29 protein-coding genes are annotated in these 24,801 nt (G+C 36.5%); 23 read left to right on the top strand and 6 right to left on the bottom strand.

All coding sequences use genetic code 11. The annotated features are described in order from the left end of the window. Positions 1-24 precede the first annotated feature (24 nt). From murG to KJS36_RS02865, 4 genes are all read left to right on the top strand, one after another. Positions 25-1,119 carry an undecaprenyldiphospho-muramoylpentapeptide beta-N-acetylglucosaminyltransferase gene (murG, locus tag KJS36_RS02880; protein WP_213534696.1) on the top strand — a complete coding sequence of 365 codons (1,095 nt, stop codon included), beginning with the start codon at positions 25-27 and terminating at the stop codon, positions 1,117-1,119. After that, complete coding sequence (locus KJS36_RS02875; RefSeq protein WP_213534149.1) at positions 1,116-2,183, top strand: cell division protein FtsQ/DivIB; 1,068 nt, start codon at positions 1,116-1,118, stop codon at positions 2,181-2,183. The genes murG and KJS36_RS02875 overlap by 4 nt, the downstream gene beginning before the upstream one ends. A gap of 102 nt (positions 2,184-2,285) precedes the next feature. Continuing rightward, positions 2,286-3,599: a GTPase ObgE gene (gene obgE / locus KJS36_RS02870; RefSeq protein ID WP_213534147.1), complete on the top strand. Its 1,314-nt coding sequence runs from the start codon at positions 2,286-2,288 to the stop codon at positions 3,597-3,599. A 46-nt stretch (positions 3,600-3,645) separates the two neighbouring features. After that, positions 3,646-3,813 carry a hypothetical protein gene (locus KJS36_RS02865; protein WP_213534145.1) on the top strand — a complete coding sequence of 56 codons (168 nt, stop codon included), beginning with the start codon at positions 3,646-3,648 and terminating at the stop codon, positions 3,811-3,813. Positions 3,814-3,847: 34 nt separating this feature from the next. Here the strand turns inward: KJS36_RS02865 and KJS36_RS02860 are convergent, their stop codons facing one another. The 5 genes from KJS36_RS02860 to KJS36_RS10780 form a co-directional block, all read right to left on the bottom strand. Further along, positions 3,848-4,429, bottom strand: a complete 582-nt coding sequence (locus KJS36_RS02860; protein ID WP_213534143.1) for a hypothetical protein — start codon at positions 4,427-4,429, stop codon at positions 3,848-3,850. A gap of 186 nt (positions 4,430-4,615) precedes the next feature. Continuing rightward, positions 4,616-5,644 carry a tRNA preQ1(34) S-adenosylmethionine ribosyltransferase-isomerase QueA gene (queA, locus tag KJS36_RS02855; protein ID WP_213534141.1) on the bottom strand — a complete coding sequence of 343 codons (1,029 nt, stop codon included), beginning with the start codon at positions 5,642-5,644 and terminating at the stop codon, positions 4,616-4,618. A 142-nt stretch (positions 5,645-5,786) separates the two neighbouring features. After that, positions 5,787-6,911, bottom strand: coding sequence for a tyrosine-type recombinase/integrase (locus KJS36_RS02850; RefSeq protein ID WP_213534138.1), 1,125 nt, complete (start codon positions 6,909-6,911; stop codon positions 5,787-5,789). A gap of 54 nt (positions 6,912-6,965) precedes the next feature. Continuing rightward, positions 6,966-7,169 carry a DNA-binding protein gene (locus KJS36_RS02845; RefSeq protein ID WP_213534136.1) on the bottom strand — a complete coding sequence of 68 codons (204 nt, stop codon included), beginning with the start codon at positions 7,167-7,169 and terminating at the stop codon, positions 6,966-6,968. 415 nt (positions 7,170-7,584) lie between these two features. Beyond that, positions 7,585-8,682 (bottom strand): tetraspanin family protein, encoded by a 1,098-nt coding sequence (locus tag KJS36_RS10780; RefSeq protein ID WP_244842599.1) that lies wholly within the window; start codon positions 8,680-8,682, stop codon positions 7,585-7,587. 92 nt (positions 8,683-8,774) lie between these two features. Here KJS36_RS10780 and KJS36_RS02835 point away from each other — a divergent pair, with 92 nt between their 5' ends. Genes KJS36_RS02835 through KJS36_RS02820 form a run of 4 tightly spaced genes read left to right on the top strand, consistent with a single transcriptional unit; the run spans position 8,775 to position 10,615 of the window. Next, positions 8,775-8,963: a hypothetical protein gene (locus KJS36_RS02835; RefSeq protein WP_213534134.1), complete on the top strand. Its 189-nt coding sequence runs from the start codon at positions 8,775-8,777 to the stop codon at positions 8,961-8,963. Between the two features lie 47 nt (positions 8,964-9,010). Continuing rightward, positions 9,011-9,433, top strand: coding sequence for a hypothetical protein (locus KJS36_RS02830; RefSeq protein WP_213534132.1), 423 nt, complete (start codon positions 9,011-9,013; stop codon positions 9,431-9,433). 14 nt (positions 9,434-9,447) lie between these two features. Then, on the top strand, positions 9,448-9,801 hold the full coding sequence (locus KJS36_RS02825) for a hypothetical protein (RefSeq protein WP_213534130.1): 354 nt from the start codon (positions 9,448-9,450) through the stop codon (positions 9,799-9,801). A 10-nt stretch (positions 9,802-9,811) separates the two neighbouring features. Beyond that, entirely contained in the window at positions 9,812-10,615 is an 804-nt protein-coding gene (locus KJS36_RS02820; RefSeq protein ID WP_213534128.1) for a hypothetical protein, read from the top strand. A gap of 109 nt (positions 10,616-10,724) precedes the next feature. On the opposite strand, the gene KJS36_RS02815 is transcribed toward KJS36_RS02820, so the two are convergent. Beyond that, positions 10,725-11,111: a CdiA C-terminal domain-containing protein gene (locus KJS36_RS02815; RefSeq protein WP_213534126.1), complete on the bottom strand. Its 387-nt coding sequence runs from the start codon at positions 11,109-11,111 to the stop codon at positions 10,725-10,727. 169 nt (positions 11,112-11,280) lie between these two features. On the opposite strand from KJS36_RS02815, the gene KJS36_RS02810 reads away from it, so the two are divergent. From KJS36_RS02810 to KJS36_RS02740, 15 genes are all read left to right on the top strand, one after another. Further along, positions 11,281-11,679, top strand: coding sequence for a hypothetical protein (locus KJS36_RS02810; protein WP_213534124.1), 399 nt, complete (start codon positions 11,281-11,283; stop codon positions 11,677-11,679). Positions 11,680-11,694: 15 nt separating this feature from the next. Next, positions 11,695-12,216, top strand: a complete 522-nt coding sequence (locus KJS36_RS02805; RefSeq protein WP_213534122.1) for a hypothetical protein — start codon at positions 11,695-11,697, stop codon at positions 12,214-12,216. 349 nt (positions 12,217-12,565) lie between these two features. Next, positions 12,566-12,748: a hypothetical protein gene (locus tag KJS36_RS02800; protein ID WP_213534120.1), complete on the top strand. Its 183-nt coding sequence runs from the start codon at positions 12,566-12,568 to the stop codon at positions 12,746-12,748. A gap of 265 nt (positions 12,749-13,013) precedes the next feature. After that, positions 13,014-13,952 carry a hypothetical protein gene (locus KJS36_RS02795; protein WP_213534118.1) on the top strand — a complete coding sequence of 313 codons (939 nt, stop codon included), beginning with the start codon at positions 13,014-13,016 and terminating at the stop codon, positions 13,950-13,952. Positions 13,953-14,130: 178 nt separating this feature from the next. After that, positions 14,131-14,403 carry a TIGR04197 family type VII secretion effector gene (locus tag KJS36_RS02790; protein WP_213534116.1) on the top strand — a complete coding sequence of 91 codons (273 nt, stop codon included), beginning with the start codon at positions 14,131-14,133 and terminating at the stop codon, positions 14,401-14,403. Positions 14,404-14,412: 9 nt separating this feature from the next. Beyond that, the gene (locus KJS36_RS02785; RefSeq protein WP_213534114.1) at positions 14,413-15,231 is read left to right on the top strand and encodes a hypothetical protein; all 819 of its coding nucleotides are present in this window, start codon (positions 14,413-14,415) and stop codon (positions 15,229-15,231) included. Beyond that, the gene (locus KJS36_RS02780; protein WP_213534112.1) at positions 15,225-16,688 is read left to right on the top strand and encodes a hypothetical protein; all 1,464 of its coding nucleotides are present in this window, start codon (positions 15,225-15,227) and stop codon (positions 16,686-16,688) included. The genes KJS36_RS02785 and KJS36_RS02780 overlap by 7 nt, the downstream gene beginning before the upstream one ends. 10 nt (positions 16,689-16,698) lie before the next feature. Then, positions 16,699-16,893 (top strand): hypothetical protein, encoded by a 195-nt coding sequence (locus KJS36_RS02775; RefSeq protein ID WP_213534110.1) that lies wholly within the window; start codon positions 16,699-16,701, stop codon positions 16,891-16,893. Beyond that, on the top strand, positions 16,894-17,295 hold the full coding sequence (locus KJS36_RS02770; protein ID WP_213534108.1) for a hypothetical protein: 402 nt from the start codon (positions 16,894-16,896) through the stop codon (positions 17,293-17,295). Further along, complete coding sequence (locus tag KJS36_RS02765) at positions 17,288-17,566, top strand: DUF4176 domain-containing protein (RefSeq protein ID WP_213534105.1); 279 nt, start codon at positions 17,288-17,290, stop codon at positions 17,564-17,566. Before KJS36_RS02770 ends, KJS36_RS02765 begins: the two co-directional genes overlap by 8 nt. Positions 17,567-17,746: 180 nt before the next feature. Continuing rightward, positions 17,747-22,567 carry a beta strand repeat-containing protein gene (locus KJS36_RS02760; RefSeq protein ID WP_213534103.1) on the top strand — a complete coding sequence of 1,607 codons (4,821 nt, stop codon included), beginning with the start codon at positions 17,747-17,749 and terminating at the stop codon, positions 22,565-22,567. Positions 22,568-22,852: 285 nt separating this feature from the next. After that, positions 22,853-23,200, top strand: a complete 348-nt coding sequence (locus tag KJS36_RS02755; RefSeq protein ID WP_213534101.1) for a hypothetical protein — start codon at positions 22,853-22,855, stop codon at positions 23,198-23,200. A gap of 406 nt (positions 23,201-23,606) precedes the next feature. Next, on the top strand, positions 23,607-23,852 hold the full coding sequence (locus KJS36_RS02750) for a type II toxin-antitoxin system RelB/DinJ family antitoxin (protein WP_213534099.1): 246 nt from the start codon (positions 23,607-23,609) through the stop codon (positions 23,850-23,852). Beyond that, a complete protein-coding gene (locus tag KJS36_RS02745; protein ID WP_213534097.1) occupies positions 23,849-24,145 on the top strand; it encodes a type II toxin-antitoxin system RelE family toxin in 297 nt (98 codons plus the stop codon). Before KJS36_RS02750 ends, KJS36_RS02745 begins: the two co-directional genes overlap by 4 nt. Before the next feature lie 138 nt (positions 24,146-24,283). Beyond that, positions 24,284-24,559: a hypothetical protein gene (locus KJS36_RS02740; RefSeq protein ID WP_213534095.1), complete on the top strand. Its 276-nt coding sequence runs from the start codon at positions 24,284-24,286 to the stop codon at positions 24,557-24,559. The last annotated feature ends 242 nt before the right edge of the window (positions 24,560-24,801 follow it).

The following is a 24,801-nucleotide window of genomic DNA, read 5'->3' as shown; positions in this document are numbered from 1 at the left end:
CTGTTAAAAGTCATGGAGAAAATCATGCGAATTATCGTTACTGGCGGGGGAACTGGTGGACATATCTATCCAGCACTCGCATTTATTCATTATCTTAGAAGTGTTGAACCGGATTCAGAAGTTCTGTATGTTGGAACAAAGCGTGGGCTGGAAAATAAAATTGTTCCAGCGGCTGGTTTAGATTTTAAAACGGTAGATGTCCAAGGATTTCGTCGTTCTTTGTCATTGGATAATTTTCGGACAGTGACGAAATTTATCAGCTCAACGCGGGAAGCGAAAAAAATTATCAAAGAGTTTCAACCAGATGTTGTACTTGGAACAGGTGGTTATGTTGCTGGACCAGTACTTTATGCTGCAGCTCAGCTGAAAATTCCTACACTTATTCATGAGCAAAATTCTATTCCAGGTATTACCAATAAATTTTTGAGTAAACGTGTGAAGCAGATTGCTGTGGCTTTTGAGGCTGCTAAACCATTTTTTCCAGCAGAAAAAACGGTTTTTACAGGTAATCCTAGAGCACAGGAAGTGGCAAGTTTACAAGCAAGTGATGTGTTAGAAAAAGAGTATCAGTTGCAAGCTGATAAAAAAACGGTTGTTATTTTTGGTGGTTCACGTGGTGCGATGACTATCAATGAAGCTTTTAAACAAGCACTTCCTGAATTTGCAAAGCAAGATTATCAAGTGGTTTATGCTTCAGGGCAGATTTATTTTGATGAAGATAAAGAAATTTTTGCAAAGTATGAAAATACTGGGAATATTGCTATCCGTCCCTATATTTCAAATATGCTTGAAGTACTTGCAAGCTCTGATTTGATACTTTGTCGAGCAGGTGCAACAACGATTGCGGAAGTGACAGCACTTGGTTTACCAACGATTTTTGTGCCAAGTCCTAATGTAACGGCTAATCATCAAACAAAAAATGCACAGGCGCTGGTTGATAAAGGAGCTGCGAAGTTAATTCCTGATAGAGAGTTGACTGGTGAGCTAATGTTGCAGACGATTTCTGAAATTTTTGAGAATGAAGAAGCTTATCAAACAATGGCGGCAAATAGTTTGACAGCTGGTGTGCCAGATGCTAGTGATAAGCTTTATAAACTTGTGAAAGAAATAACTAAATGAGTGAAGAAAACAAAAATCTAACCCCTTGGCAAGAAAAAAATCAAGAATATAAACGTCAAAAAGCGATTGAAGAAGCTACTGTGACGCCAAATCCTGCTAAAAAATCTAAACGCTCATCAAAAGTGGAAGAAACTGAAAAAAAAGCGCTAGAAAATGAATTTGAAACTGAAGAAGATATTTTTAATGATGAGAGAGAAAATGAAGCGGAAGTGGCTTTTAATAAATTTAAGTCTGAAAATGAATTTATTGTAGCTGAGGAAGAAGAGCAAGTCCCACGTTTTAGTTATCTTCCGTCACTTTTAAATCAGATGAAATTTGTTTTGATTATTGCTGTTTTGATATTTTTAGGAGCTATTTATGCGGTGTCTCCTTTGAGTAAGATTGGGAATTTTTCTGTATCAGGCAATCAACATGAGTCATCACAGCAGATTGCTGCGGCTTCTGAATTGAAAACCGGAGATAATGTTTTTAAAATTCTCAGAGAAAGACGAGCAGTGGAACAGAGAATTGAGCAAAATTTTCCTCGTATTGCTTCTGTTCAACTGAAATTTCAATTTCCTAATCATTTTAAGGCAGCAGTAGTAGAACATCTGCCAAGTGTTTATGTGCAACAAAATAATAAAACATATCTGGTACTTGATAATGGTTATATTTTGAAAAACCAAGTCATTAATCCAAGTCAGTTGCAAAAAATCCCGATGTTGAAAAATTTTACTGATAGTGAAGTGAAAACTTTTGTGACAGCTTTTGAGCAGTTGAAACCAAGTTTGCAAAGTTTGATTACGACAGTTACAAAAACGCCGACGGCTGCGACAAAAGATTTTATTGCACTGGATATGAGCGATGGAAATCAGGTTCGTGTTCCGTTGAATGAAATGTCTGAAAAATTGCCTTATTATCCAAGTGTGGCAAAACAGGTGAAGGCACCACAGGTAGTAGATATGGAAGCTGGGATTTATACGAAACCAAAAGATGCTTATCTGCAAGAATTAGCTTCTGAGAGTGCAAGTGCAAAGAAAAGTTCTGCTGCTCAAAATTCTACGACGACTACGACAGCGAAGTAACTTGGACATTTTCTTGAAAAGGGAAAAGAGTTTGCTGGGATTTTTATGTTATAATAGATTTTAAGAGAAAATTGGTGCTTTTTGTGTGCCATTGAGGTAATTATGAGTTTATTTTTAGATACTGCGAAAGTTGAAGTACGGGCGGGAAAAGGTGGCGATGGCGCTGTTGCTTTTCGGCGTGAAAAATTTGTGCCGGATGGCGGTCCTTGGGGCGGCGATGGTGGTCGTGGTGGTTCTGTTATTTTCCGAGTAGATGAGGGAATGACGACACTGATGGACTTTCGATATAATCGCATTTTCCGCGGAAAACCTGGTGAGAAGGGAATGTCTAAAGGCATGACTGGTCGAGGTTCTACGGATACTATTGTGAAAGTACCACAAGGAACAACCGTAAAAGATAATGAAACAGGGCAGGTTTTGGTGGACTTGGTAACGCAAGGACAGGAATTTGTTGTGGCTAAAGGCGGTCGTGGTGGCCGTGGAAATATTCGTTTTGCGACATCAAAAAATCCTGCGCCGGAAGTGGCAGAAAATGGCGAACCTGGCGAGCAAAAAATCTTGCTGTTGGAATTGCGTGTGTTGGCAGATGTTGGGCTGGTTGGTTTTCCATCTGTTGGGAAATCGACTTTGTTGAGTGTGGTTTCTAATGCGCGTCCCAAAATTGGGGCTTATCACTTTACGACGATTACGCCAAATATTGGGATGGTTCAGATTGGTTTTGAAAAGAGTTTTGTCATGGCGGATATGCCTGGATTGATTGAAGGTGCACATTCTGGTGCTGGTCTTGGCATTCAATTTTTGCGTCATATTGAGCGAACGCGCGTGTTGCTTCATGTGTTAGATATGTCTGGGCTTGAGGAACGTAATCCTTATGAAGATTATAAAACGATTAACGAAGAATTAGAATCTTATAATTTACGTCTTATGGAACGTCCGCAGATTATTGTTGCAAATAAGATGGATATGCCTGAAGCTGCTGAAAATTTGGCTGAATTTAAGAAAAAATTGTCTGAAGATTTGCCGGCTGGTGAGGAGCTTCCGATGATTTTTCCAGTTTCTGGAATTACACGTGAAGGCTTGCAACCATTGCTTTTAGCAACAAATGAACTCTTGCAGGAAACACCAGAATTTCCACTTTATGATGAAGAAGATGTGGCTTCTGAAAATGCTTATTATGGTTTTGAAGAAGAAACGACACCATTTGAAATCGAACGTGACCCTGATGGGGCTTACCGTTTGATTGGTGAAAAACTTGTTAAATTGTACAGAATGACCAATATGGACCATGATGAATCTGTAATGAAATTTGCTAGACAAATGCGTGGAATGGGAGTTGATGAGGCGCTTCGTAGTGCTGGTGCGCGTGATGGAGATTTAGTTCGGATTGAAAAATTTGAATTTGAATTTGTTGATTAATGTGAGTTAAATTTGGATATTCTAAGAAACTGAGAAGAGGATAAAAATGGGATTTAAGATTATTTCAAATCGAGATAAAGATGGAAATTTCATTGTGTCAGCGGATCATTGGAATGATGCACGAATTGATGAGTTGCTGAAAAAATATAATCCGTCAGGAAAACTTCGTTTGTCAACTGCGACACAAAATGAAAAATCTGATGAACAAAATTAAAAAACTTTTTTGACAATTCTGTCAAAAAAGTTTTTTATTCATTTTCAATCAATTCTTGAAAAATAATTTTATTTACAGCATTTGATTGCTCAGCGACTTTAAATAAGGTGCTACGTTGAAGTGCTTGAGCTTGAAATGGCAAGATTTTCCCATTCTCAAGGCTTATATTTTGTGCAATAAGTTGATTGGGATTGAACGAAATATCATCAGGACAAAGCGAGAGAACGGCTTGAGAGCTATAATCTCTTGTGCTAATTTCTCCTTTTTCAATATGAAAAGTTCGGGCAGATGAAACTGACGAACTGTCAGTAAATCCAGCAATAACTGCGTTAAAACGAATTAGCTTGCCAATTCCATTTTGCTTTTTCCTGTATTTTCGCAGTTCGTCAATGAGCAAAAGTTGCGCTTCTTGATAACTCAACTTAGGGAAATAATGGAATCTCTTTTTGATATCGCGCACAATTTTTTCATAACCTGTGATGCCAATGACAAAGTGATTTTTACTGACATAAAATTTTTGAAAATTTTCTTGTGTAATAGAATTATGTTCAGTAATTTGACCATCGCTAATAACGCTGATGAAATTTTCAGTCAAAATAACATTTAAAAAACTCATAAAATTCCTCAAAATTAAGCTCTGTCAAAAAAACAGAGCTTTTAAAATTTTTGACAGTTCTGTCAAAAAAATTTTCTTAGATTTTGCCATCAATTTTTCAGAAAAATAAGTTTGACAGTTCTAGGTAAACAAACTAGCCTATCCGTAATGTGAGCAAGCTCACAACGGCTTTGACATATCAAAAAATTATTTGATAAACATTGCATCACCAAAACTAAAGAAACGATAATGTTCGTCAATCGCGTGCTGATAAGCATCCAATACGAAATCACGTCCAGCAAAAGCAGCAACGAGCATGACCAAAGTTGACTTGGGCAAATGGAAATTCGTATTAAAGGCATCAACCACTTTCCACTCATAACCAGGTTTAATGAAAATCTCCGTCCAGCCAGAATCCGCCTGAATATCGCCATTAAACTTCGTACCAATCGTCTCTAGCGTGCGAATAGAAGTCGTTCCACTAGCAATGATGCGATGTCCAGAAGCTTTTACCTCGCGCAATGTTGCTGCCGCTTCCTCACTCAACTGATAAAATTCACTGTGCATATGATGTTCTTCGACATTTTCAACAGACACAGGACGAAAAGTTCCAAGCCCCACGTGCAAAGTCAGCTCCACAATTTTAACACCCTTAGCACGAATAGCATCCAAAAGTTCAGGAGTATAATGCAAACCAGCAGTAGGAGCAGCTGCAGAGCCATTAACCTTCGCATAAACTGTCTGATAACGTTCCTGGTCTTCCAATTTCTCGTGAATGTAAGGAGGCAAAGGCATTTCGCCCAAACTTTCCAAAATCTCCAAGAAAATTCCCTCATAATGGAACTCAATAATACGTCCACCATGTTCCAATTCTTCAAGAACAGTAGCTTTCAAACGCCCATCACCAAAAATAATCTCCTGACCAACGCGCATACGACGGGCAGGTTTAGCAAGTGTTTCCCAACGATTTTCACCCAATTCTTTAAGAAGCAAAAGCTCAACGTGACCTTCAGTATCAGGCTTGATACCATAAAGTCGAGCAGGCAAAACACGTGTATTATTAAGCACCAGCGCATCTCCAGGGTTCATCTCATCAATAATGTCATAAAAATGCTTATCTTGCATTTCATGTGTTTCTTTGTCAAGTACCAAAAGACGGCTTGCACTGCGTGTTTCCAAAGGTGTCTGTGCAATCAATTCCTCAGGTAAATTAAAATCAAAGTCATTAATATTCATAAGTTGTTTTTTCTATTCTACTCCATTCTATCTAAATGTACTCTGTAATTAGAGTTACAGTATCATCAAAAAATTCATTCTACTTCATTCTACTCCATTATTCGCTCTGCTTGGGTTAGTTTTGGGTTAGCGTTTTTAACTGTCAAATGGATAATTCATTAAGCTTTTCCCCGATTGAATCACGCATTTTAAAGCTTACATGGTTATAAATTCTTAAAGTTGTAGCTTCTTGTGTATGACCAACACGCTCCATTATTGCTTTTAAAGGTAAACCAGCTTCTGCGAGTAATGAAATATGAGAGTGACGAAGAATATGGTTGTTAAATTTTTGTTTATTGTCATTGAGGGCTTTGCTACAAACGTTATGTACAAAGGTCCAACAACTAGATTGTTGAATTACATTTCCATTCCGATTCGCGAAAAGAAAATTATTATCAGTTTTATTTTCTAAAAACCATCTAATTATTTCAACACTTCGGCTACTTAAAGAAATGGTACGAAAAGAAGAATCCGTTTTTGTAGAATAAAGTTTCCTTCCATTTGCAACAGTTGCCTTAGTGTTAATTGCTTTTGTTATTTTAAGAGTTTTTTTATTAAGGTCAAAATCTCCTTCAGTTTGAATGGCACCAGCTTCTTCAAGACGAATACCAGTCAAATAGAGAGATTCCATAAGATAAATATGACGTTTATCAAGACGTGAATTAGAATTACAATAGTCAAGTATTGCACGAAATTCGTCTTTCGTGATATATTTTTCTTGTATAGATGCTGTATTCCCTGTGGTTCGACTTTTTTTAGCAAACATCACGTTTTCAAGTGGAGACTTTTTTAAGTATCCCACTCTAACAGCATATTTAAAGAATTGTGCCATTACATTTTTCTTATGCTTTATGGTTTGAAATGCCCAATTATTATGAGTAAAATAAGCTTGTAATTGAGCAGGAGTAAGCTTATTAACTTGATATTTATTAAATTGGTTAAAAAAATCTTTTAAAGATGATAGATAACTTTCAACCGAATTTTCTGAGATTGATTTTTTTAGAAAACAAATCCATTGTTCTCGGATTTCACCAATCGTTGCTTTACTTGAAATCAAGTTTACATTATTTTTTGATAAAGCAATTTTATCAGCGAGCATTTTTTTAGCCATAGCTTGCATAACTCTTGTCTTACTGGACAATGTGATGGATACTTGTTTTTGAATACCTCCTATTTTAAATTTTTCATAAAAACGATATTTACCATTTTCGAGTTTTTTATAAAACATATTGCTCCTTCCAAAAAATAGAAGCATATACACACCTCTATTATATCATTTTTTTTAGTCATTGAATTTCTCAGATTTATATTCTAAAAATTTTTGATACTGTTTGATATTGATGAGGACACGTCGATAACTAGGACGAAGTACAGCAGATGTAAATTCAGGCATAAGGCGCATTTCTGTGATGTCCTTATTAATTGTCTTAACGGGAACGCCAAAGATAATTGATAGTTCTTTTTTTGTTGCAAAAATTTTATCCATTTTTCTCCTCCAAAATATAATCGGCGGAATTTTCCGTCACCAAATTGTTAATAATTTCAAGTACATGAGTAACTATTAATTATGACTATTATTATCTCAAGTAAATTTTTTAGTCTTACAAAAAGTCCTTCCTTATGTAATTCTAGGAGTTTTGTAGGGGCAAAACTTTATAATTTACCTTTAGCGATTGATGAATAGGATAATAATTGAGAGTTTATTTATATAAAATTCCATATAACAAAATGAGAATTTAAACAGAAGAAGGACTTCTTTTTTCGATATTTTTTTAATTTGATAAAATTAAAGTTTTTGGTTTGTGCCAAGGGGAGTAATTAAAGATAAAAAAATAAGCCACATTAATGTGACTTATTTCTTATTATATAGATTTTATTTCTATATCTTACTCAAGCTACCTTCATTTTTTAAAATTATTGATAGCTTCCCAAGCTTCCTGTATTTCTTTAAATTTTTCTACTGCATTAGGTTCTTTATTTAAATCAGGATGATATGCCTTAGCTAGAGAACGATACGCTTTTTTTATTTCATTCATTGGAGTATCGGGAGTAACGCCTAAAACCGTATAAGGAGTATAGGAACTTTCTGAATGAGAACTATCAGTATTCTCATTATGACTATGTTGCTTTTCCCATTCTTCATAAACTTTTTGACTTTTTTCAGCATAGTCTTGTTGTTGTTTTTGAAAGTCTTCTCTTTCTGCTTGTGCTTTTCTTTCTTGAGAGTTTATATAAGAATTTGCAAACAGAGAAAATGGAAATTGACTCAGAATAAACCACCAAGTATTAACCATGTAGCTGTAAACGTACCACCCTAACCATTTATTGATAAAATAACGAGAAATATAAAAAAGAGCAATTAATGCAACAGCAAAAAGGAGAACTAACGCTATTCCACCAGTAAAAATGAAAAGAAGAATAGCTATAAGAACAAAGAATGCATATCTTCTAGCTACATATAAAAAAGTAAATAAGCCAATAATTAACGTGAAACCAACACCAACTATGGGACCCAATATAGGAATAGAATTTGAGATGTGTTGTCCGAAGTAAGCAGCTAACCACAGAATAATAATAGCACCAACAAAAGTAATGATAAAACCACGTCTTTTTATTGTATTTTCTTCTCTAAGGTTTGTACCGCTCTTTTCGTAATTTTGAAGATTTCCTGCTTCAATGAAAGCAATATAAGCATCTATTGTGCGACTATAATTTATAGCTTCATCATCAGTTACAGCCCCTTCATGTGCATATTTATTTCTTATTTTTCGTGCCTGGTTTATAGATTGTATTGATTCATTATCATTAGACCATAATGTTTCTACAAGGTTACTCATATCTCCGTATTCTTGAATCCATGGTTTTCCAACCAACAGTTGATAATTGAGTTTAAGTAAATTTTCTAGCAAACTTTGAGCTTTTCCCATAAATAAATCAGGGTCATAATCCAATGATTTGGCATTTTCGTATTGTTCTTTTATCTCTTCTAAATTTATCATCATAATTCCTCCAATTACTAATGAGTTTATTATACTATTTTTACAGATAGATTGCATAAATAAACTGTGCTTTTATTCTTTATTTTTTCATTTTGATTAAAATAAAAATATTTAAAGGAGATGCTTCTGATGTTTTTAAAGAAACTCACTTAAATAATCAAAAAAGGATGATGTCGATTTTTCTTGATACTTTTGGACCTTTCCAAACTTTTAAACATTTTTCTGACACTCTTAAAATAGAGTTTGTCGAAAGTAGTATTTATTTTGAAGGAAAAAATTAAAAGATATAAATTTAAAACACTCATCAATAAGTTCTAAAAGAGAATTAGTGACAATTACTAAAGATCGGTATCTTTATGAAAGTAAGAAAAGTCCAGATAAAAAAATAAATCTTGTTTGCATCTTTACAGATGAGACTATTCAGCTGAAAGGCTATAATAACAAACGAACGTCTCCTCCCTATAAGCGAATGCAGAGTCTCACCGAAAAAGCAGGACACATCAAAGCCTTGAATGGCTTACCCTTTCTAGGTGAACTAGAGAAACAAAAAAATCTAACGCTTTACTTTTTTACTTACAATGAAGCCCTCCAACGGTTAGGTCCATTATTAAATGGAGAATATTTTCCTGACTTTGTTCAGCGAGAGTATCCCAAAGTTGAAGAAAACAAGAAAAAAGTAAAAGTGCAACGACTGAAACAACAAAAAACAAAAGAACCACAAGATAAACACGAAAAATATATCTTTGAATAAAAAAGGAGACCTTTATGCCATTATTTAAAAAACTTCCAGATTTCTATTTGTTATCTGCTACACCAAAATTTCAAGGGCTTTATGCCACTCTTGATGAAGAAATAAAGAAGAATTTCGTAGCAGTCACTTCTGTTGGCGAGCTAAATACGGCTCTTTCAAAAATTAAACGCAAGCAAACGGTTCAAGTTTTTGTAGACTTAACAGCAGAAGACTCTGAACTGTTAGAAGCTTACAAAGAACTTCTGAATCAATTTTCTACCATCGTTGAGCGTAGTATCTTTTTAGTCTCAGATACGAGTGCGAGCAAGAAAAAAGAATTTTTCAATCAATCAATCGATTCATTCGGAAGATTTCGATTTGATTTATAATGCGGATTTAATGAATGATACCACTTTTGAGTCAACTATCGGTCGCTTGCCCTATGAGGTGCTTCCAACAGAGGCTACACTCAAAGATTTTCTAAAGTCTAATTTTCCACTTTGCACAGCACCTGAACCAATGGTCGTTGATGAGCCAGAGGTTGCTTCACATATTGATACTTCGTCCCCAATCATACCAGCGCCTGAGCCAGAACTTTCACTACCTACGAACACTTTTTCTCCTCCTGCAACGGAAGAGGGAACAGTACCTGAACTGGCTTCTAGCGCCCCTTCATCTCTAACAGCAGAAGAACGTGCAGAACTCTCTGAACTTCGTGACTATGCGGATGAAGCAGATGCCTATATTAAAAAAGCGGATGAAGAAAATGAAGCATTGAGAAATGAGAATGAGCGGTTAAAAGAAAAAATCAATGTTCAAAATGATAATGCAGAAAATATTTCTCTGAAAGAAGAAAATGAACAACTCAAACAACAACTGAGTGAAAATAGTGTCTTCACGAAAAATCTAAAAGAAGTTGAGACGGAGAATACAAAGCTTAAATATGACCTTAAAGCGATGGAGAAACGGACTCAAAAAGCTGAGAAACTAGCGACGTTAGATTCTCCAGAAGCGAGCGTTGTTGAAATGGTTACAGTTATGCGAAGTCTATCCAGTAAATTATCTAATTCCAGTAAACTTCTTGAAAATAAAGCAGGAAAAGAACTCAAAGAAATGCAAAATGAAGTGGAACGCTTGAAAGCCGAAAAAGATGCGACAGAGCAAATTAAAAACAATCTGCGTGCCCTGTTAGGAAGCGACTAACACAAAAAGTACATCACGATGATGTACTTTTTTCTGACAAGCATAAAAAAAGAGGCACCCTGATGTCATCCGACACTGGTCATACCTCATTTACTTATATTCTAACAAATTATCTTGAAAAGTCAAGCCTTTCGTTTCCTTTTAGAATAATAATTAATCGTTTGATATTCCGACGTTTCTCCCACTCAGTATTGACAACAGAAAGGATATTGCTTCTTTGAATAGGACAGCGCCGAAAATCAAAGATAATATTTTGTGCTTGCTTACTCGCTTTTTCAAAAAGCCTTTTTATTGTATTTTTTCCATTTCCTGTAGGAGATTTCATTTCCCAGACAACGCCGTTCATTTCAATGTCAGCTGATTTTGCACCAATTGTGCGACTTTCTGGTAAAAAAATAACATCAATACCTTGTGATACAAAGATTTCAGCAGTTTCAAGTTCGTGACGTTCAGGGTAACGTCCAAGCTGTACGATAATTTTCCCAGTTTTATTCATAGATTGATTGTATCAGAAAGAATTAGAAACTACAAATGAATATGTATATTGAAGCCAAAAGATTTGAACAAGGACAAACTCCCAGATTCTGTGGTAGAGTATAATTCTTAAAAGAAAACGATAAGGAAGGACTTTTGTCCTTCTTATTTTTTTGCTGTGAGATAATATAATGAGTAAAAGAAAGCGAGAAATTATGAGTAAAACAATTAAAGCTATTGGTTTAAAGATGAATGTCAATCGGATTAAAGGATTGCCTGATGGCATCAAGAATGCTTATTTAAAACGAGTGGCTACCAATGGAGAGCTGATTTTTGTTGGTAATGCCAATGATGCAGCGAAATGGGAAGAAAATGATGAAAATATCGAGAGACTCGAAAAATTTGCCAAAGAATATGAGTTAGAACTTGTCTGGTTTGAACTGGAAGAACATTCTGTTTCTAAGGTGACTAAGCAAGAGAATGGATTGACATTAGAGACGACAGTGACCGCTTCTTCCAAAGGAGAAGCTAAAAAGATGCTAGAACAGATTTCTGGAATAGAAATGATAGGAAGCCCAGTCAAAGAATGAGAGAAGGAAATTTTAATGTATAAGAAAGATTTTACAGAATGGCAGTTATCGAAAGATTTTGATATGGAAAAATTGAGAAATTTATTTAATCAAAGCCTTCCATTTGCGCATCATGGTTATGAAAGTCGTGTTCATGCTTCAAATCGTTTGTTTTGGTTAGTGATAGAAAGTGCTGAAAGAAATGGATTGGTGGGGCGGAAAGGTTTGAATTCCATTCGTAGAGAAATGTCAATGGAAGAATTACTCTTTGATATTTTGATGGTTGCAACTCCAATTCCCCTAATTTCTACGGATACAGACTATTATTTTTCGGAACCACCTCAATATTCTGCCTCTATGAAACCAGCACTTATTTTAGGAATTCCTGGGAGAATTGGAGACAGAACAGAACTTGTTTGGGTAAGAGATAATATCGACAATCCAACAAAAATGATTTGTCGATTATTGTTAGGAGATTTACAACAAGATATGTTTGAAATTCCGATTGTAAAAAATGATGAGGGGGTCTTTGAATTAAGTTTTAAAGATAGAGAATAACTAAAATTGGAAGGTTAAATGCTATGATATATATAATCAATTTTTTATACGATTTCTGTCTGCTAGTAGAAGCTACAATCAATGTTCTGACTTCATTTATAGAAGCACGACATCTTTATATCTGGCTGCTAATCATCGGAATAGTAGTTATCAGCTATTGCATGGAGTTCCAAGAAGGGAAAAATCAGGAGAAAAGGGATATTTGATATACTGAGCAGGAGGTCTTGATATTACTATGCAAAAATGAGAACAGAGCAATCTGGTCTTTTTTTATCGTTAAAAGCGGACTTGTTTCTACTCTAAAAATAAACTATGAGATACTTGAGAGAGATTTTTGAATGGAGAAAAAATGGGACAAGAAATAACAATAGGTAATAAAGTACTTCCGTATCTTGGATATTATAATTTGAAGAAAAAGAACGGAATAAATGCGGAAATGACGATAACAAAACATTATCTAGTGGTCGTTGAAGCGGGATATTTACAAATTACTGTAAATGATTTAGAAGATATCCTATCATGTCATTTATGATGATTTTGGAATCCATCCTTTGGATTGGAATGAAAAAACAAAACAGATAATAAAAAAATTATCTGAATTCTGGTTTTAATTTGGAGTAATGTCAATATGTGGTAAGTTATTCCATATTTTTCAAAAAGTTCTTGCAAAAAATCTTAAATTAAGCTAAAATTAATCTAAGAAATACAGATGATATTTTCCACAAAAAAGGAAAAGTTTCCCGTGACAAATTTTTTTGTGCTATAACATAGGCATAAAATAAAGGAGATTTATTGAAATGAAAAAACCAAGTAAAAAACAACTGATTATCGGCGCAGCGATTGCTGTGGTATTAGTAGGTGGCGGGACTACGATTGGTGTAGTCAGTCACAACAATGCAGTTCATGCGCAACAAGTAAAAATTCAAAAAGTGGAAACAGCGGCGGAAAAGAAAGCAAATGTTGCACTTCTGACTGCTGAAAAGAAAGATACTCAAGCTAATGTCAATTTGGCTCAAAAAGCTATCAGTGCTATTAAGAGCAAGAAAGTTAAGAACGCTGCTTACAAAGAAATTGCTGCATTAAATATCAGAATGACTTTAGAAGCAAATGCTAAAACAGCGGTCGTAGCTTTCCAAAAGGATAACGCTAATACTGCAAAAGATAAAGCAGCCAAAACAGCTGTCAATTTGCTTACAAGTAAATATAATAAAGCGTTAAAAGTTGCACTTACTAAAGAAATTACGGATAGTGAAACAAAAGCTAAGGCGACCGCACAAGCCAAAGCGAAAGCTGCGGCTAAACAAAAAGCAGATGCTCAAGCCGCCATACAAGCTCAAAAAGCAAATGTGGCAAGTAACACAGATGCTTCTAGCAATACGGTAACTGATAATACAGGGAATACCGCATCGGCTTCTGGCAATAACTCTAACTATTCAACAGGCTCTGGCACAACCAATAATGCTGCTAATGCAGGTAATAGTACACCAGCATATTCAAATAATGGAGCTGGAAGCACAAATTCAACACCACAAGCACCTAGTTCTAACGGAACAAGTCAAGCAGCGCCTGCACAACCTAGTCAACCAGCAGGAAATCCAAATTCTTACGGTTACGGAAGTGGGGCTAACTATCAAGGAAATACTGCTGGAGAGCAAGCTCAGGCAAACGCAGATGCTGAAGCAGCAAGCAAGCAGACTCAAGCACCAAGTTGGGCATCAAGTTTATACGGTAAATAAACTAAAATGTAATCAGAAATTAAACATGAAAATATTCGATAAATCGAATATTTTTTACTTTGTCATTTTTTATTCTTATTTTTTTAATCAAAACGAAAAAATAAGAATAAAAATACAGTTAATTCATGCAATCTATACGTAAAAATAGTATAATAATTCTATCAATATTGGAGGAATTATGACAACAGGTAAAATAAGTTCAAACACCGTAGATGCACAAGAAGCTATTGCTGAATTAGTGGGACTTGATGCTTCGGGCTTTGCCAATCAGTCGGTTAGCTTTGGTTCAAGTAATGTAAAAAGTATGCTTGCAGGAGAAAAATTAACGAATCAACTCATGAATGATGTCTCAAAAGTTGTGTCGTGTGTTTTACAACAAGCTAACAAGTTTCCAGAACTTGCAAATGCGATTGAAGAACGAGATAGAGCAGATTCTCAACGGTTTCAGTAGGGAGAAAAAATGAAACAAGAAATCCAAAATTCCTATCCATTAAGTTTTATGCAGATGATGGAATTAATAGAACACGAAGATACTGCTGAAATCATTGCTAAAAAAACTTACAATCAATTCCCAATAGCTTTAATTACTGATTATTTGGAAGATAGACAACAAGCCGAAAAGGAACTAGGACAGACAACTATTTGGAGTCAAGTCGTGCGAGGTTGTGTAGGATTTGCACGTGATAAGGAGGATTTAATAAAAAAAGCAACAGGACGCGAAGAATTTGACCTTGAAACAGTTCTTTCTTGTTGGGAAGCCCAAGAAGCAAGATGGGCGAGAATATTTGAATTAAGAACAGAGCGACTTTCTCAAGCTCAGGAACAAGCCCGTGTTAAGCGAGAAGCATTCCAGAAAGCTAAACAAGCGCGTATTCAAGAAACGATGGCTTCACTCTCTAATGGTTTAAATAAGCTTAAAGCAAATAAAGATATGAGTGCAGACCAACGCGCAGAATATTCTCGAAAAATTAGTCAAAAAGAACAAGAGATGGACGATTTGAGACATCTAAAGCAACATTTTGAGAACAGTAATGAGCGTTTTTCTTCAAATGTTAGGCGTCATTTTGAAGAAGTAGAAGAAGATTTTTATCGAAGAAGTCAATACCCCTCACAACAATCCCGTTGGCAACAAGCGGTTGTCCAAGAAGCGTATGCTCAGATGCAATTTGTAACAGAACAACAAAATGAAGTGTTTGAAGATTCTTGTCGAATAACACGAAGAAACATTGAAGACAAGATAGAAGAGCTTCACAAAGAAAGGAATGCTTTACCATGGTAGTTTACGACAGTGGCGATTCAGATAGATTAATGCAGGCATTAACCGCTAATTTAAACGGTGCTAAAGAAATTTTCATGCGCCTCTCAAAAGGAAGTGCGTACTTGATAGCGGTTATCAATTCAGGAACTCTTTCAGGGGCAGCTTATACAGCAGGCAAAGAGTTATTTGAAACGTATATCAATCCTATGCTTCAAAAGTTAAGTAAGGCTATTACAGATATCGAAGAAGACTTGAATGCATACAGAAGCGCAGATAGTCGTGTTCGTCAATATGAAAGTCACCTAGATGAAGCACTCCTCAAAAAGCAACTCAATACGACCAAAGAAATGATTCGTCTTCTTCAACAAAAAATTGATGACGATAAAAACTTTTTCAAAAATTTAGAAGATGCAGTTCAAGGAGATTTCAGCAGAATGGCTGAATTGCCAAGCTTGCAAGAGCAATTAGATAATCTTGAACAAGTAAAAACAATGTACGAACAAGAATTGGCTGCACTTGAAACATTTGTAAGTAGTACTGCTTCTTTATTTACAGATAGTTTGGAAGCCTTTAAACTTGCTTTACAAGGTGTCTCAATCATTAACCAAAGCCACGCAAGTGCTAACGGAACAATTACATTCCCTGCTGGCGCTGATATGAGCTGGGCGAAGAAGTTGAAGAATGAGAAATTTAGTTCAAAATTAAATGCTTCTAGCAAACCTAAAAAAGTATCTTCATCCAAGACAAAAGTCACTGCCGAAGATATCCTTAGCTTTGCGGAAGATACTCAAAGCGTTGAAGATTTTTTTAGAAGCCCTTCAAAAAGCTTTTCAGATTGGTTAAATACAGGAAATATACTCAATAAGTATTATATGATGTTACCAAAATCTGTAAGGGAAATTAATGAAAACTCTGATAATTATAATGAACACCTTAAAAATAATGGTGAAGCCGAATTGTATAAATTAATAGGTGGCTGGGGTACTTTGGAATTTGGAAAAACAACAACGGAAAACTCAATAATAAACGGAAAAATTGAAATTCCTCAAAAGGGAAGACCTTTTGGTAAAGAGGCTCCTAGCGATACTATTCATACTGGACCAACAATTGGTGGAGCTTTCTCTTTATTTGACTACACTCATTCTCCTGTAAGCATTCATATTCCTCATTTACCAGCACTTCCAGCTATAACTCCTGAAGTAAAAGTTGGTAATGGGAAATTAGATGCTTATCTTGATAAAAATAGTAATGGGTTTAATATTGGAGGAGATGCAGAGATTTCAGCAGCAGAGGCAGATAGTTCTTTTAAGGTTGATATCCCATTTACCAATTCTCAGCTTACAGTAGGAAGTTCTATTTCGGTGGCTTCATTAGGTGCCACTGGGCACATTACTTCAACAAATAAAGGATTTTCTGCGGGATTTAAATTTGCCTATGGTATGGGCGGTGGTGTAGATTTTGGTGTTAGTAAAAAGTAAGGAAATGATAATGAATCCAATAAAAAAATTATTTAATTTTTATGTGCGTTTATATGTATCAGAAGATGTAGAAAATGGGAAACCACGTATAGGAATAAAACGCCTATTATTTTTGGGAATTAATCTTTTTTTCTTGGGAATGATGGGGTTAATCATTATCTATGTGGTAATAAAGATAATGGGAACTCTTTTAGGAGGGCTATAAATGAAATTTAGTAGTGATAGATATGAAAATATTTTGGGAGGGTTAAGTTTTGGCTACTTTTTTGTGATGCTACTTTTTATAATTCTTTTCTTTCCACAGCAATCAAACTCTACTACTTTGAATCATACTTCTTTTCTTTTTGGAGTGATTTCAACGGTAGTTGTCTATCTATGGATAGGCGGAGTAATTGTTTTTGGAATAATGATAGTCTGGCAGGGTAATAAAATAATAAAGAATAAAAAAAAGCTTAGACAATCTGAGGAGAAAATTAGAAAATCACAACATAGTGTTAATAATAAAATTAGTCATTCAATTATAAATTATGATAAAATTCACGAAGAAGCATTAAAAGATTACCAAAAGGAACAACGTAAATATAAGGAGAGTGAAAAAAATGAATAATGATGAACAAAATAAAGGATTTTTACCATTAGGCAGCGTCGTTCTTTTGAATGATGGTGAGAAAAGACTGATGATTGTTGGACGTAAACAACTTTCGACAAAAAGTAAAAAGAAATTTAATTATGCTGGGGTATTGTTTCCAGAAGGCTACCAAAATGCGGAAGAATTATATCTTTTCAATAATGGAGACATAGAGCATGTCTTTCAAATGGGGCTCATTGACGATGAAGAACTAGCTTTTCAAAATTGGTTGGTTGAGGATAATCAATAATAATAAATAGCTTTTATTTCATGATTTAGCAGACTTTTGCCTGCTTCTCTTTTAAGAAAAATCAAAAGAAGGACTTGTTTTAGGTCCTTTTTTTCTTTGTGAGAAAATTTAAGGGACAACAAAATGTCTGTAATATCCGACATATGGGGATATTACAAAAAATCTTAAAGGAGAACTTAAATGTTTAAAAAAGAAAAAGGTTTCCGCTCTTGGAAAGCGGGAAAGCACTGGCTTTATTCTGGTGGTGTTCTAGCTGTATTAGTTGGTGGAGGAATGGTCTATCAAGCAGTTGCTCAACCGATAACAGTTCAAGCGGCAACTCTTGCCTCAGGGGATAGCCTACTTGGAAATATCAATGGGACAATTCCTGTTATAAAGTCAAGCACGACAGATACCTCAAGTCCAGCTTTTCAAAAAACGGTGGACTCATTAACACAAGGGCTTTCGCCTCAACCCCAGTATCTTGTAACAGACCTTGAATGGGGAAGTAATACCAAACTTGTAGCGGCATCATCAGGTAATATTGTCCCCCTGAGTTCTTGGACAGGAAATACAGGGAATGGAGATTATTCACTTTTTTCTCCTAATGGGACGAATGAATCCCTCTATGCGGATGGCTTCTCTCCTGATGATTCGAGTGTCAATTTGCCTATTGATGGAACAGGGAGTGCTATCATCCAAAACGTTGGAACAGCTACAGACCTTTCTACTAAGCAAACCATCACCCTTGATATGCAAGTCACACTTAATAGCGTGAACTTATTAGAGCCTGCTACAAGTTTGGGAGCGATATTCTCTGCTCATAATGTTGGTTCAACCATTTCTCTTGGTGTGACGCCATTACAAACAGGCGGAACCTCTGGTGACATCTCTAATGAAGGTGGAAATAATGGAAGTTCTGGTGTAGGTGGCGTGGGACTTGGTTTAGGATATATGAATAATGTCAGTTATACTGTTACTCTCCGTAATCATGATACAGGAGAGATTCTGCCAAGTGATACTTTGATGGCGATGAAAGTATCTGATATTGACGGTTATCAATTAGCAGATACAAATACTAATGGTTTTATTGGTGCTGTTGTTGCACCAAATACAGGATTATCTATCAATGGTACAGGCTTCTCTTACAATGGAGAAAAAACAACGATTGCGGATGGGAAGACATTGCTTCCTAATGCTTATTATGCGATTAAACAATTTAATGCAAATAATGTTATTTTTACCGACCAATCTGGCTTGGGAGACCCGAACGAGGGGAAACACGTTGATATTGTAGCAGACTTGTTTGGGGCAGTTCAATTTAAACTGAATGTACAACAGCTTGTTAAAAATACACTTACAAAGACAGAAAATAGTGCTTCTAATCCAACGGGAGTATCACAGGCTGGTGCGGTGTTCAAACTAAAAAATGAGAACACAGGAGACTTTGTAAAGGCAAGTGACGGTGGAGATGGAGAGGCAAGTATCGGTGCTAGTAATGGTACGATGAGTACGGCTTCTGATGGGGCACTCGCATTCACAACAGGTTCAGACGGTAAAGTCGGTGTAGAAAATCTCCCATCCGTAGATGATAATGGCAAAACAATCACTTACCAATGGGTAGAAGTCACTGCCCCAGATGGTGAAGCCATTTCTGGCTCAGGAAGTGGACAAGAATTCTCTGCGAAATCCAGTACGCCAGCCGATAGCGATGGCAACATTCCAACAGCGGGTACAAGTATTTCGGATAAACCATTGCTTGAATCACAGCTCAATAAGAACTCTACGAATGCTGCCTTTAATAATGCTTTGGGTGATGCCACCTATGAAGCCTATAATTCAGATGGTACAGCAATTACGACTGATGATGGTTTAGACCCAGCGACAGGAAAAGCAGCGGATGTTGATGTGGTCACTGGAACATTAGTTGGAAATGATGGGGGAGCTTCAGGAGATGGTAATCCTCTTATCGTCACAGCCAATGCACAAGGTCAAATTGATGTGAAGAATCTGGATGGGACACACGTCTCTAAAGAGATTACTTGGAAAGAAGTGGCACCTGCCGCAGGTCACGCGTCCAATAGTCAAGCTGCCACAGGAACGTTTAGTGCAACTACTTTAAACAGTGATAAATCTAACTTCCTTGCGACAAGCACAACGACGGATAAACCAATGGGTGAAACGGTGATTGCGAAACTGGATGCCGATACAGGCAATACGACAACACAAGGTGCGGCTACCCTTCAAGGGGCAGAGTTCACTTTGGAGGATGCAACAGGCGCACCGATTAAACAAAGTCAAGGTGTTGACCCACAAACGGGTGCAGCTGCCAATGTTGTTCTGACTTCTGGCACGACGTATGCTCCCGATGCCAATGGAAACATTGTCCTTGTCACGAATGATAAAGGTGTCGCAGGACAAGTGGAAAATCTTGACTTGACAAACAACCTTAATTATCAATGGGTAGAAACCAAAGCACCTTATGGTTATACCATCAATGATAAACCAGATGCCGTGACTTTCTCTGCGACAAATACAGTAGATACTGCGACGAATAACTATGAGGATAATCAAAAGCTCAAGGCGACGATTTCTGACCGTGTTGTTGATTTCAACTTTAGTTTCACAAAAGATGCGGCAGACCAAGGCGCTACAGGATTGAATGGCGCAGAGTTTACACTTACACCTCTCGCAGGCACGCAAAACAGTTTGGGGCAGTTCGATAATGGCAAAGACACCAACATCAATGGACAAGATACCTATATCAGTCCTGATACGGGACTGGCAACTCCAGTAACCGATGTCAGTCAACTCTTCTTAGGGGCTACTCAAACCTCTCATGATTATACTGACCCTCAAGGTAATCAATCGGCTGGCTGGGTAGAATATGACCATGTACAAGCCGGAAAATACAAATTGGCAGAAACAACGACACCGAAAGGTTACGCGCCAGTAGATGATATGGAAGTGGATATCTTACCTGATACTGATACCACAGGTGCGCCAACCAGTTATGAGTTGAAAGTTACCGATACTGTGACTGGTAATGTCTTACGTGATGAAACCATTCCTGTGGCTTATAGCACAAGTCAATCTGGACGTCAGTTGATTGATGATAACAATAGTCTTGGGAAGTTTAACCTCGGACAACTCATTGATAAACTCCCTGTGCCAAGTATTGACGTTGAAAAAACAAATGACACTGTCCCAGATGCAGGTAAAGGCAACGATACGGATGTAGATAATAATGCTGGTCCAAATGACCACGATACCGTAGCGAGCGCGGATGTTGTCAAAGCTGGAGATACGACAACGATTGACTTCCGGATTACCAATAACGGCACAGATGATTTAACGAAAGTCACAGCTAAAGATAAGACAACGAGTGGTTCGGTTGATATTGGTGCAATTACGTGGACTTATAATGGTCAAACGGTGAGTCTCAATAAAGATGGTTACTTTGTCAACTCAGACGGCACTGTCTTAGCTTTGCCAGTCGGACAAAGTATCACAGGAACAGCGACCTTGCCAGCCCTCCCAGCTGGACAACTCCATACAGACCAAATCGCAGTTTCTGGTATTGGTATCCAATCGGGTGGCGATGTGCAAGACCATGATAACTGGAACGGGGAAACACCAAAGCCTAGTATCGATATTGAAAAGGCAAATGGGGCAATTCCTAAAGCAGGTAAGGGCAATAACACCGACACCGCCAATAATGATGGTACCAACGACCATGACACGGCGGCGACTGCCGACAAAGTAAAGAACAAGGTAACCACAGCCATTTACTTCAATGGTACGAATAATGGCACGGAGCCTTTGACAGATATCAAAGTCGTGGATAAAACAACGGCAGGTTCTGTCAGTGTAGGAGCCATTACTTGGACTTACAAAGGACAAACGCTTAAAACGAATGCGGATGGTTACTTGACTCTTCAAGATGGCACATTGTTGACCCTTGCACCAAATGAGAATATTACAGGAACAGGACTCTTGCCAGCTTTACCAGCAGGAGAACTGCATACTGATAATGTCACGATTCAAGGTGTAGGAACATTGGACAAAGTGCCAGTAGGGGATAACGATAACTGGAATGGCATCACACCACTTACAGTGAAGACAACTGCGCATACGACAGGAACGAGTCAAACCTTTACACCCTCTGCCTCAACAGAGATGTATGACACCGTAGAGACAAATGCGCCGAAAGGCGATATCCAAGTGGCTTATCTGCATAAGATTACCCCTGATGGAAAAGATACGATTGTCGCAACGGTGCCATTCACTATCAATGATGCGACTGTAGAAGCTGAGAAAGATACGGTTCTCAAATCCATTGATACCACGAAAGATGTCGCTGGGACACGTTATGTCTGGGGCGAAGCCATCTTTGCCAAAGGGGCTGATACCAAGACGGACAAACCGTTGGCAACCTTCTATGACAAGAATGATAAGGCAGAAACCTTAACCTATACACCGTTGACACTTAAAACAACGGCACACACGACAGGAACAAGTCAAAGCTTTACACCTTCCACATCAACAACGATGTATGATGATGTAGAAACGAATACGCCGAAAGGGGACATCCAAGAGGCTTATCTCCATAAAATCACTCCTGACGGAAAAGACACGATTGTCGCGACGGTGCCATTTACCATCAATGATGCGACCGTAGAAGCGAAAAAGGATACCGTCCTTAAATCTATTGACACGTCTAAAGATGTTGCAGGAACACGTTATGTTTGGGGCGAAGCACTCTTTGATAAGGGAGCGGATATCAAGACAGCCAAACCTTTAGCAACATTCTACGATAAGAATGATAAAGCGGAGACCTTGACACTGGTCACAACACCTGTTGCCTTGACTCCTGTGAAACCTAACTTGACGATTATTCTACCTGATACAGGAACGAAAGCTCTTGCTTGGTTGACTGGTATCGGTGTAGCAATTCTTGCCGCAGTTGGTGGAACAACGCTTTACAAGAAACGTAAGAAAGGCTCTGATAAAGCAAAATAAGCAATAAAGGACTTCTTCGGGAGTTCTTTTTTTGTTTTGAGATAATTTATTAGAACAAAGAAAGAAAAGTGTCAATTTTGACTGTTGCAAAGTTATACTTTCTTTTAAATAAAAATGTGATAAAATGGATTAGAGGTAGCTATGCTAAATAGAATTTTACGAGAAATTGTATCTACTGTTAAAAGTACGTGGCTGTACTTTTTGTCTTTATTTCGTCGAGAAGTTCGGATAGAGGCGAGAACTGCTAGATATAATGAGCGATTAGATAAATTACGGATATTGACGTTGAATGAACTTGAACAGGAATTATCTCGTACTCAAAGAGCAGTTTCAACTTTGAAGATGATTTTATCTGTTTTTGGAGTTTTGATAATAACAAGTTTAGTTTCTGGGCTTATCGTTCTTTGGAAAGCTTTTGCAAATTTTTATATATCTAGTTCAAATTTGAATATAAAAGATGTTTCCGCTGAAAATCAAGAATTAGCAAAAGTAGTAGCAATCGGAGTTGTAGTATTCGGTATTTTAGTCATAGCAATTATTCTATATATTCTTATTTCATTATATTCACAAAGAGAATCAGATATCGATAATTATAAAAAAATTATAAAAGAAAAAAATGAGAGTCATAATTGATAAAAGAGAAAATAATACTAAGAGCAATTACATATGCTTTTTATTGCGGGTTTGTTATTAATAAAATTGTTGAGAGTTATGTTTTGAAAGCGAACATCTTTACTGTTTATGGGAAGCAAGTAGATTTTTGGAAAGCTTTCAAGGTCATTGTCTAATAGTTGCCATATTTTTAGTTGCTTTAATTGGAGTAGGGATTATGGTTTTCGCTGTATAATGTTTAGGGAGAAGAAAGCAAAGTTTTGTAACCGTTGATGTTAATATATTAATATTAATTTTAGATATTTCTGTAAATAATAAAAAAGGACTTCTTCGGGAGTATTTTTTCATACAAGAAAATTAGCATATTTATATTTACAATGTCATTACTTTGTGCTATACTAAAGTTAGTTAAAGATAGGAGGTATTCATGATGGTTACAAATACGACGAATGTCAACATTCGCTTAGATAAAGATGTTAAGGCTCAGGCAGAAAAACTTTTTGGTACTATGGGACTCACTATGTCTTCTGCTATTAATCTTTTTGTTCGGCAAACATTGCTTCAAGAAAAAATACCATTTGAAATTCAGGGCAAACGTTACTTTTCTGTTGAAGAAGTGGCAGGAAAAAATTGGCGTGAGGGATTGGATGACATTGAGGACGAGTGGGAATGACATTTGAAGTCAAATTTACTGAGTTTTCTCAAAAGGATTTTATTCATCTTGATGGTAGTCAAAGAAAACAAATTCTTAAATCTTTGACAAAAATAGAGACGTTGGGACTACAGGTAGGACAAGAATTGCACGGCAAGTTGTCAGATTGTCGTAAATTGAAACACAAAAAGTTAGGCTTACGTGTTGTGTTTCGTCAGTCTCCTTTGGGGATAGAGATTATTGAAATTGTCGTTGTAGGGAAACGTTCGGATAATGAAGTATATGAGATTGCGGAAAAGCGTCTCGGGCGCTAATCATGTATCAGAAAATATAGAAATTAAATTATAGATAATTCCATAAACAATAAAGGACTTCTTCGGGAGCTCTTTTTTTGTTTTGAGATAATTAAATCAGTAAGAATAGAAATAAGGTATTGAGGAAAAACTAAGATTATGAGCGATGAAAAGTATATGGTTTATGCCAATCCATATGTTACACCAGATTTTTTATCTGGGGGATGGATAACAAAAATTGATGAAGATAACTATACTTTGGATGATAGTTTAAGAAGAGCAGCATTAAACAACGGAATTTATTCGAATATAGTAGAGGTAAAAAAAGCCCTCAATTGGTTCATTGAGGACGAAATCATTCTTTTCTCAAAAATTATAACGCTCACTCCGGAAGAACTATATGACCTGTGTGAAGGGGAAAAAAATGTGACATAATAATAAAAAAATCAATTAAGAAAATATTGTGATTAATCAGCTGAGAAAGCAAATCACTCAGTTAAAAATTCAAATGATGTCAATAACACTAGAGGTACCAAAACATACAGCCCATAATATGTTTTATAAAGAGCGAGAAAAGTATGAAACAGCATTTGAGGACGTCAATTGGTTAATATGGGACTCGCCAAAAGAATTATCACGGGCAAAAGATAAACTTGTTCAAGGAGACAAATTACTTT

The sequence above is a fragment of the Lactococcus nasutitermitis genome (assembly GCF_018403765.1).
Classification (GTDB): domain Bacteria; phylum Bacillota; class Bacilli; order Lactobacillales; family Streptococcaceae; genus Lactococcus; species Lactococcus nasutitermitis.
This window is presented reverse-complemented; position numbering and strand designations above follow the sequence as displayed.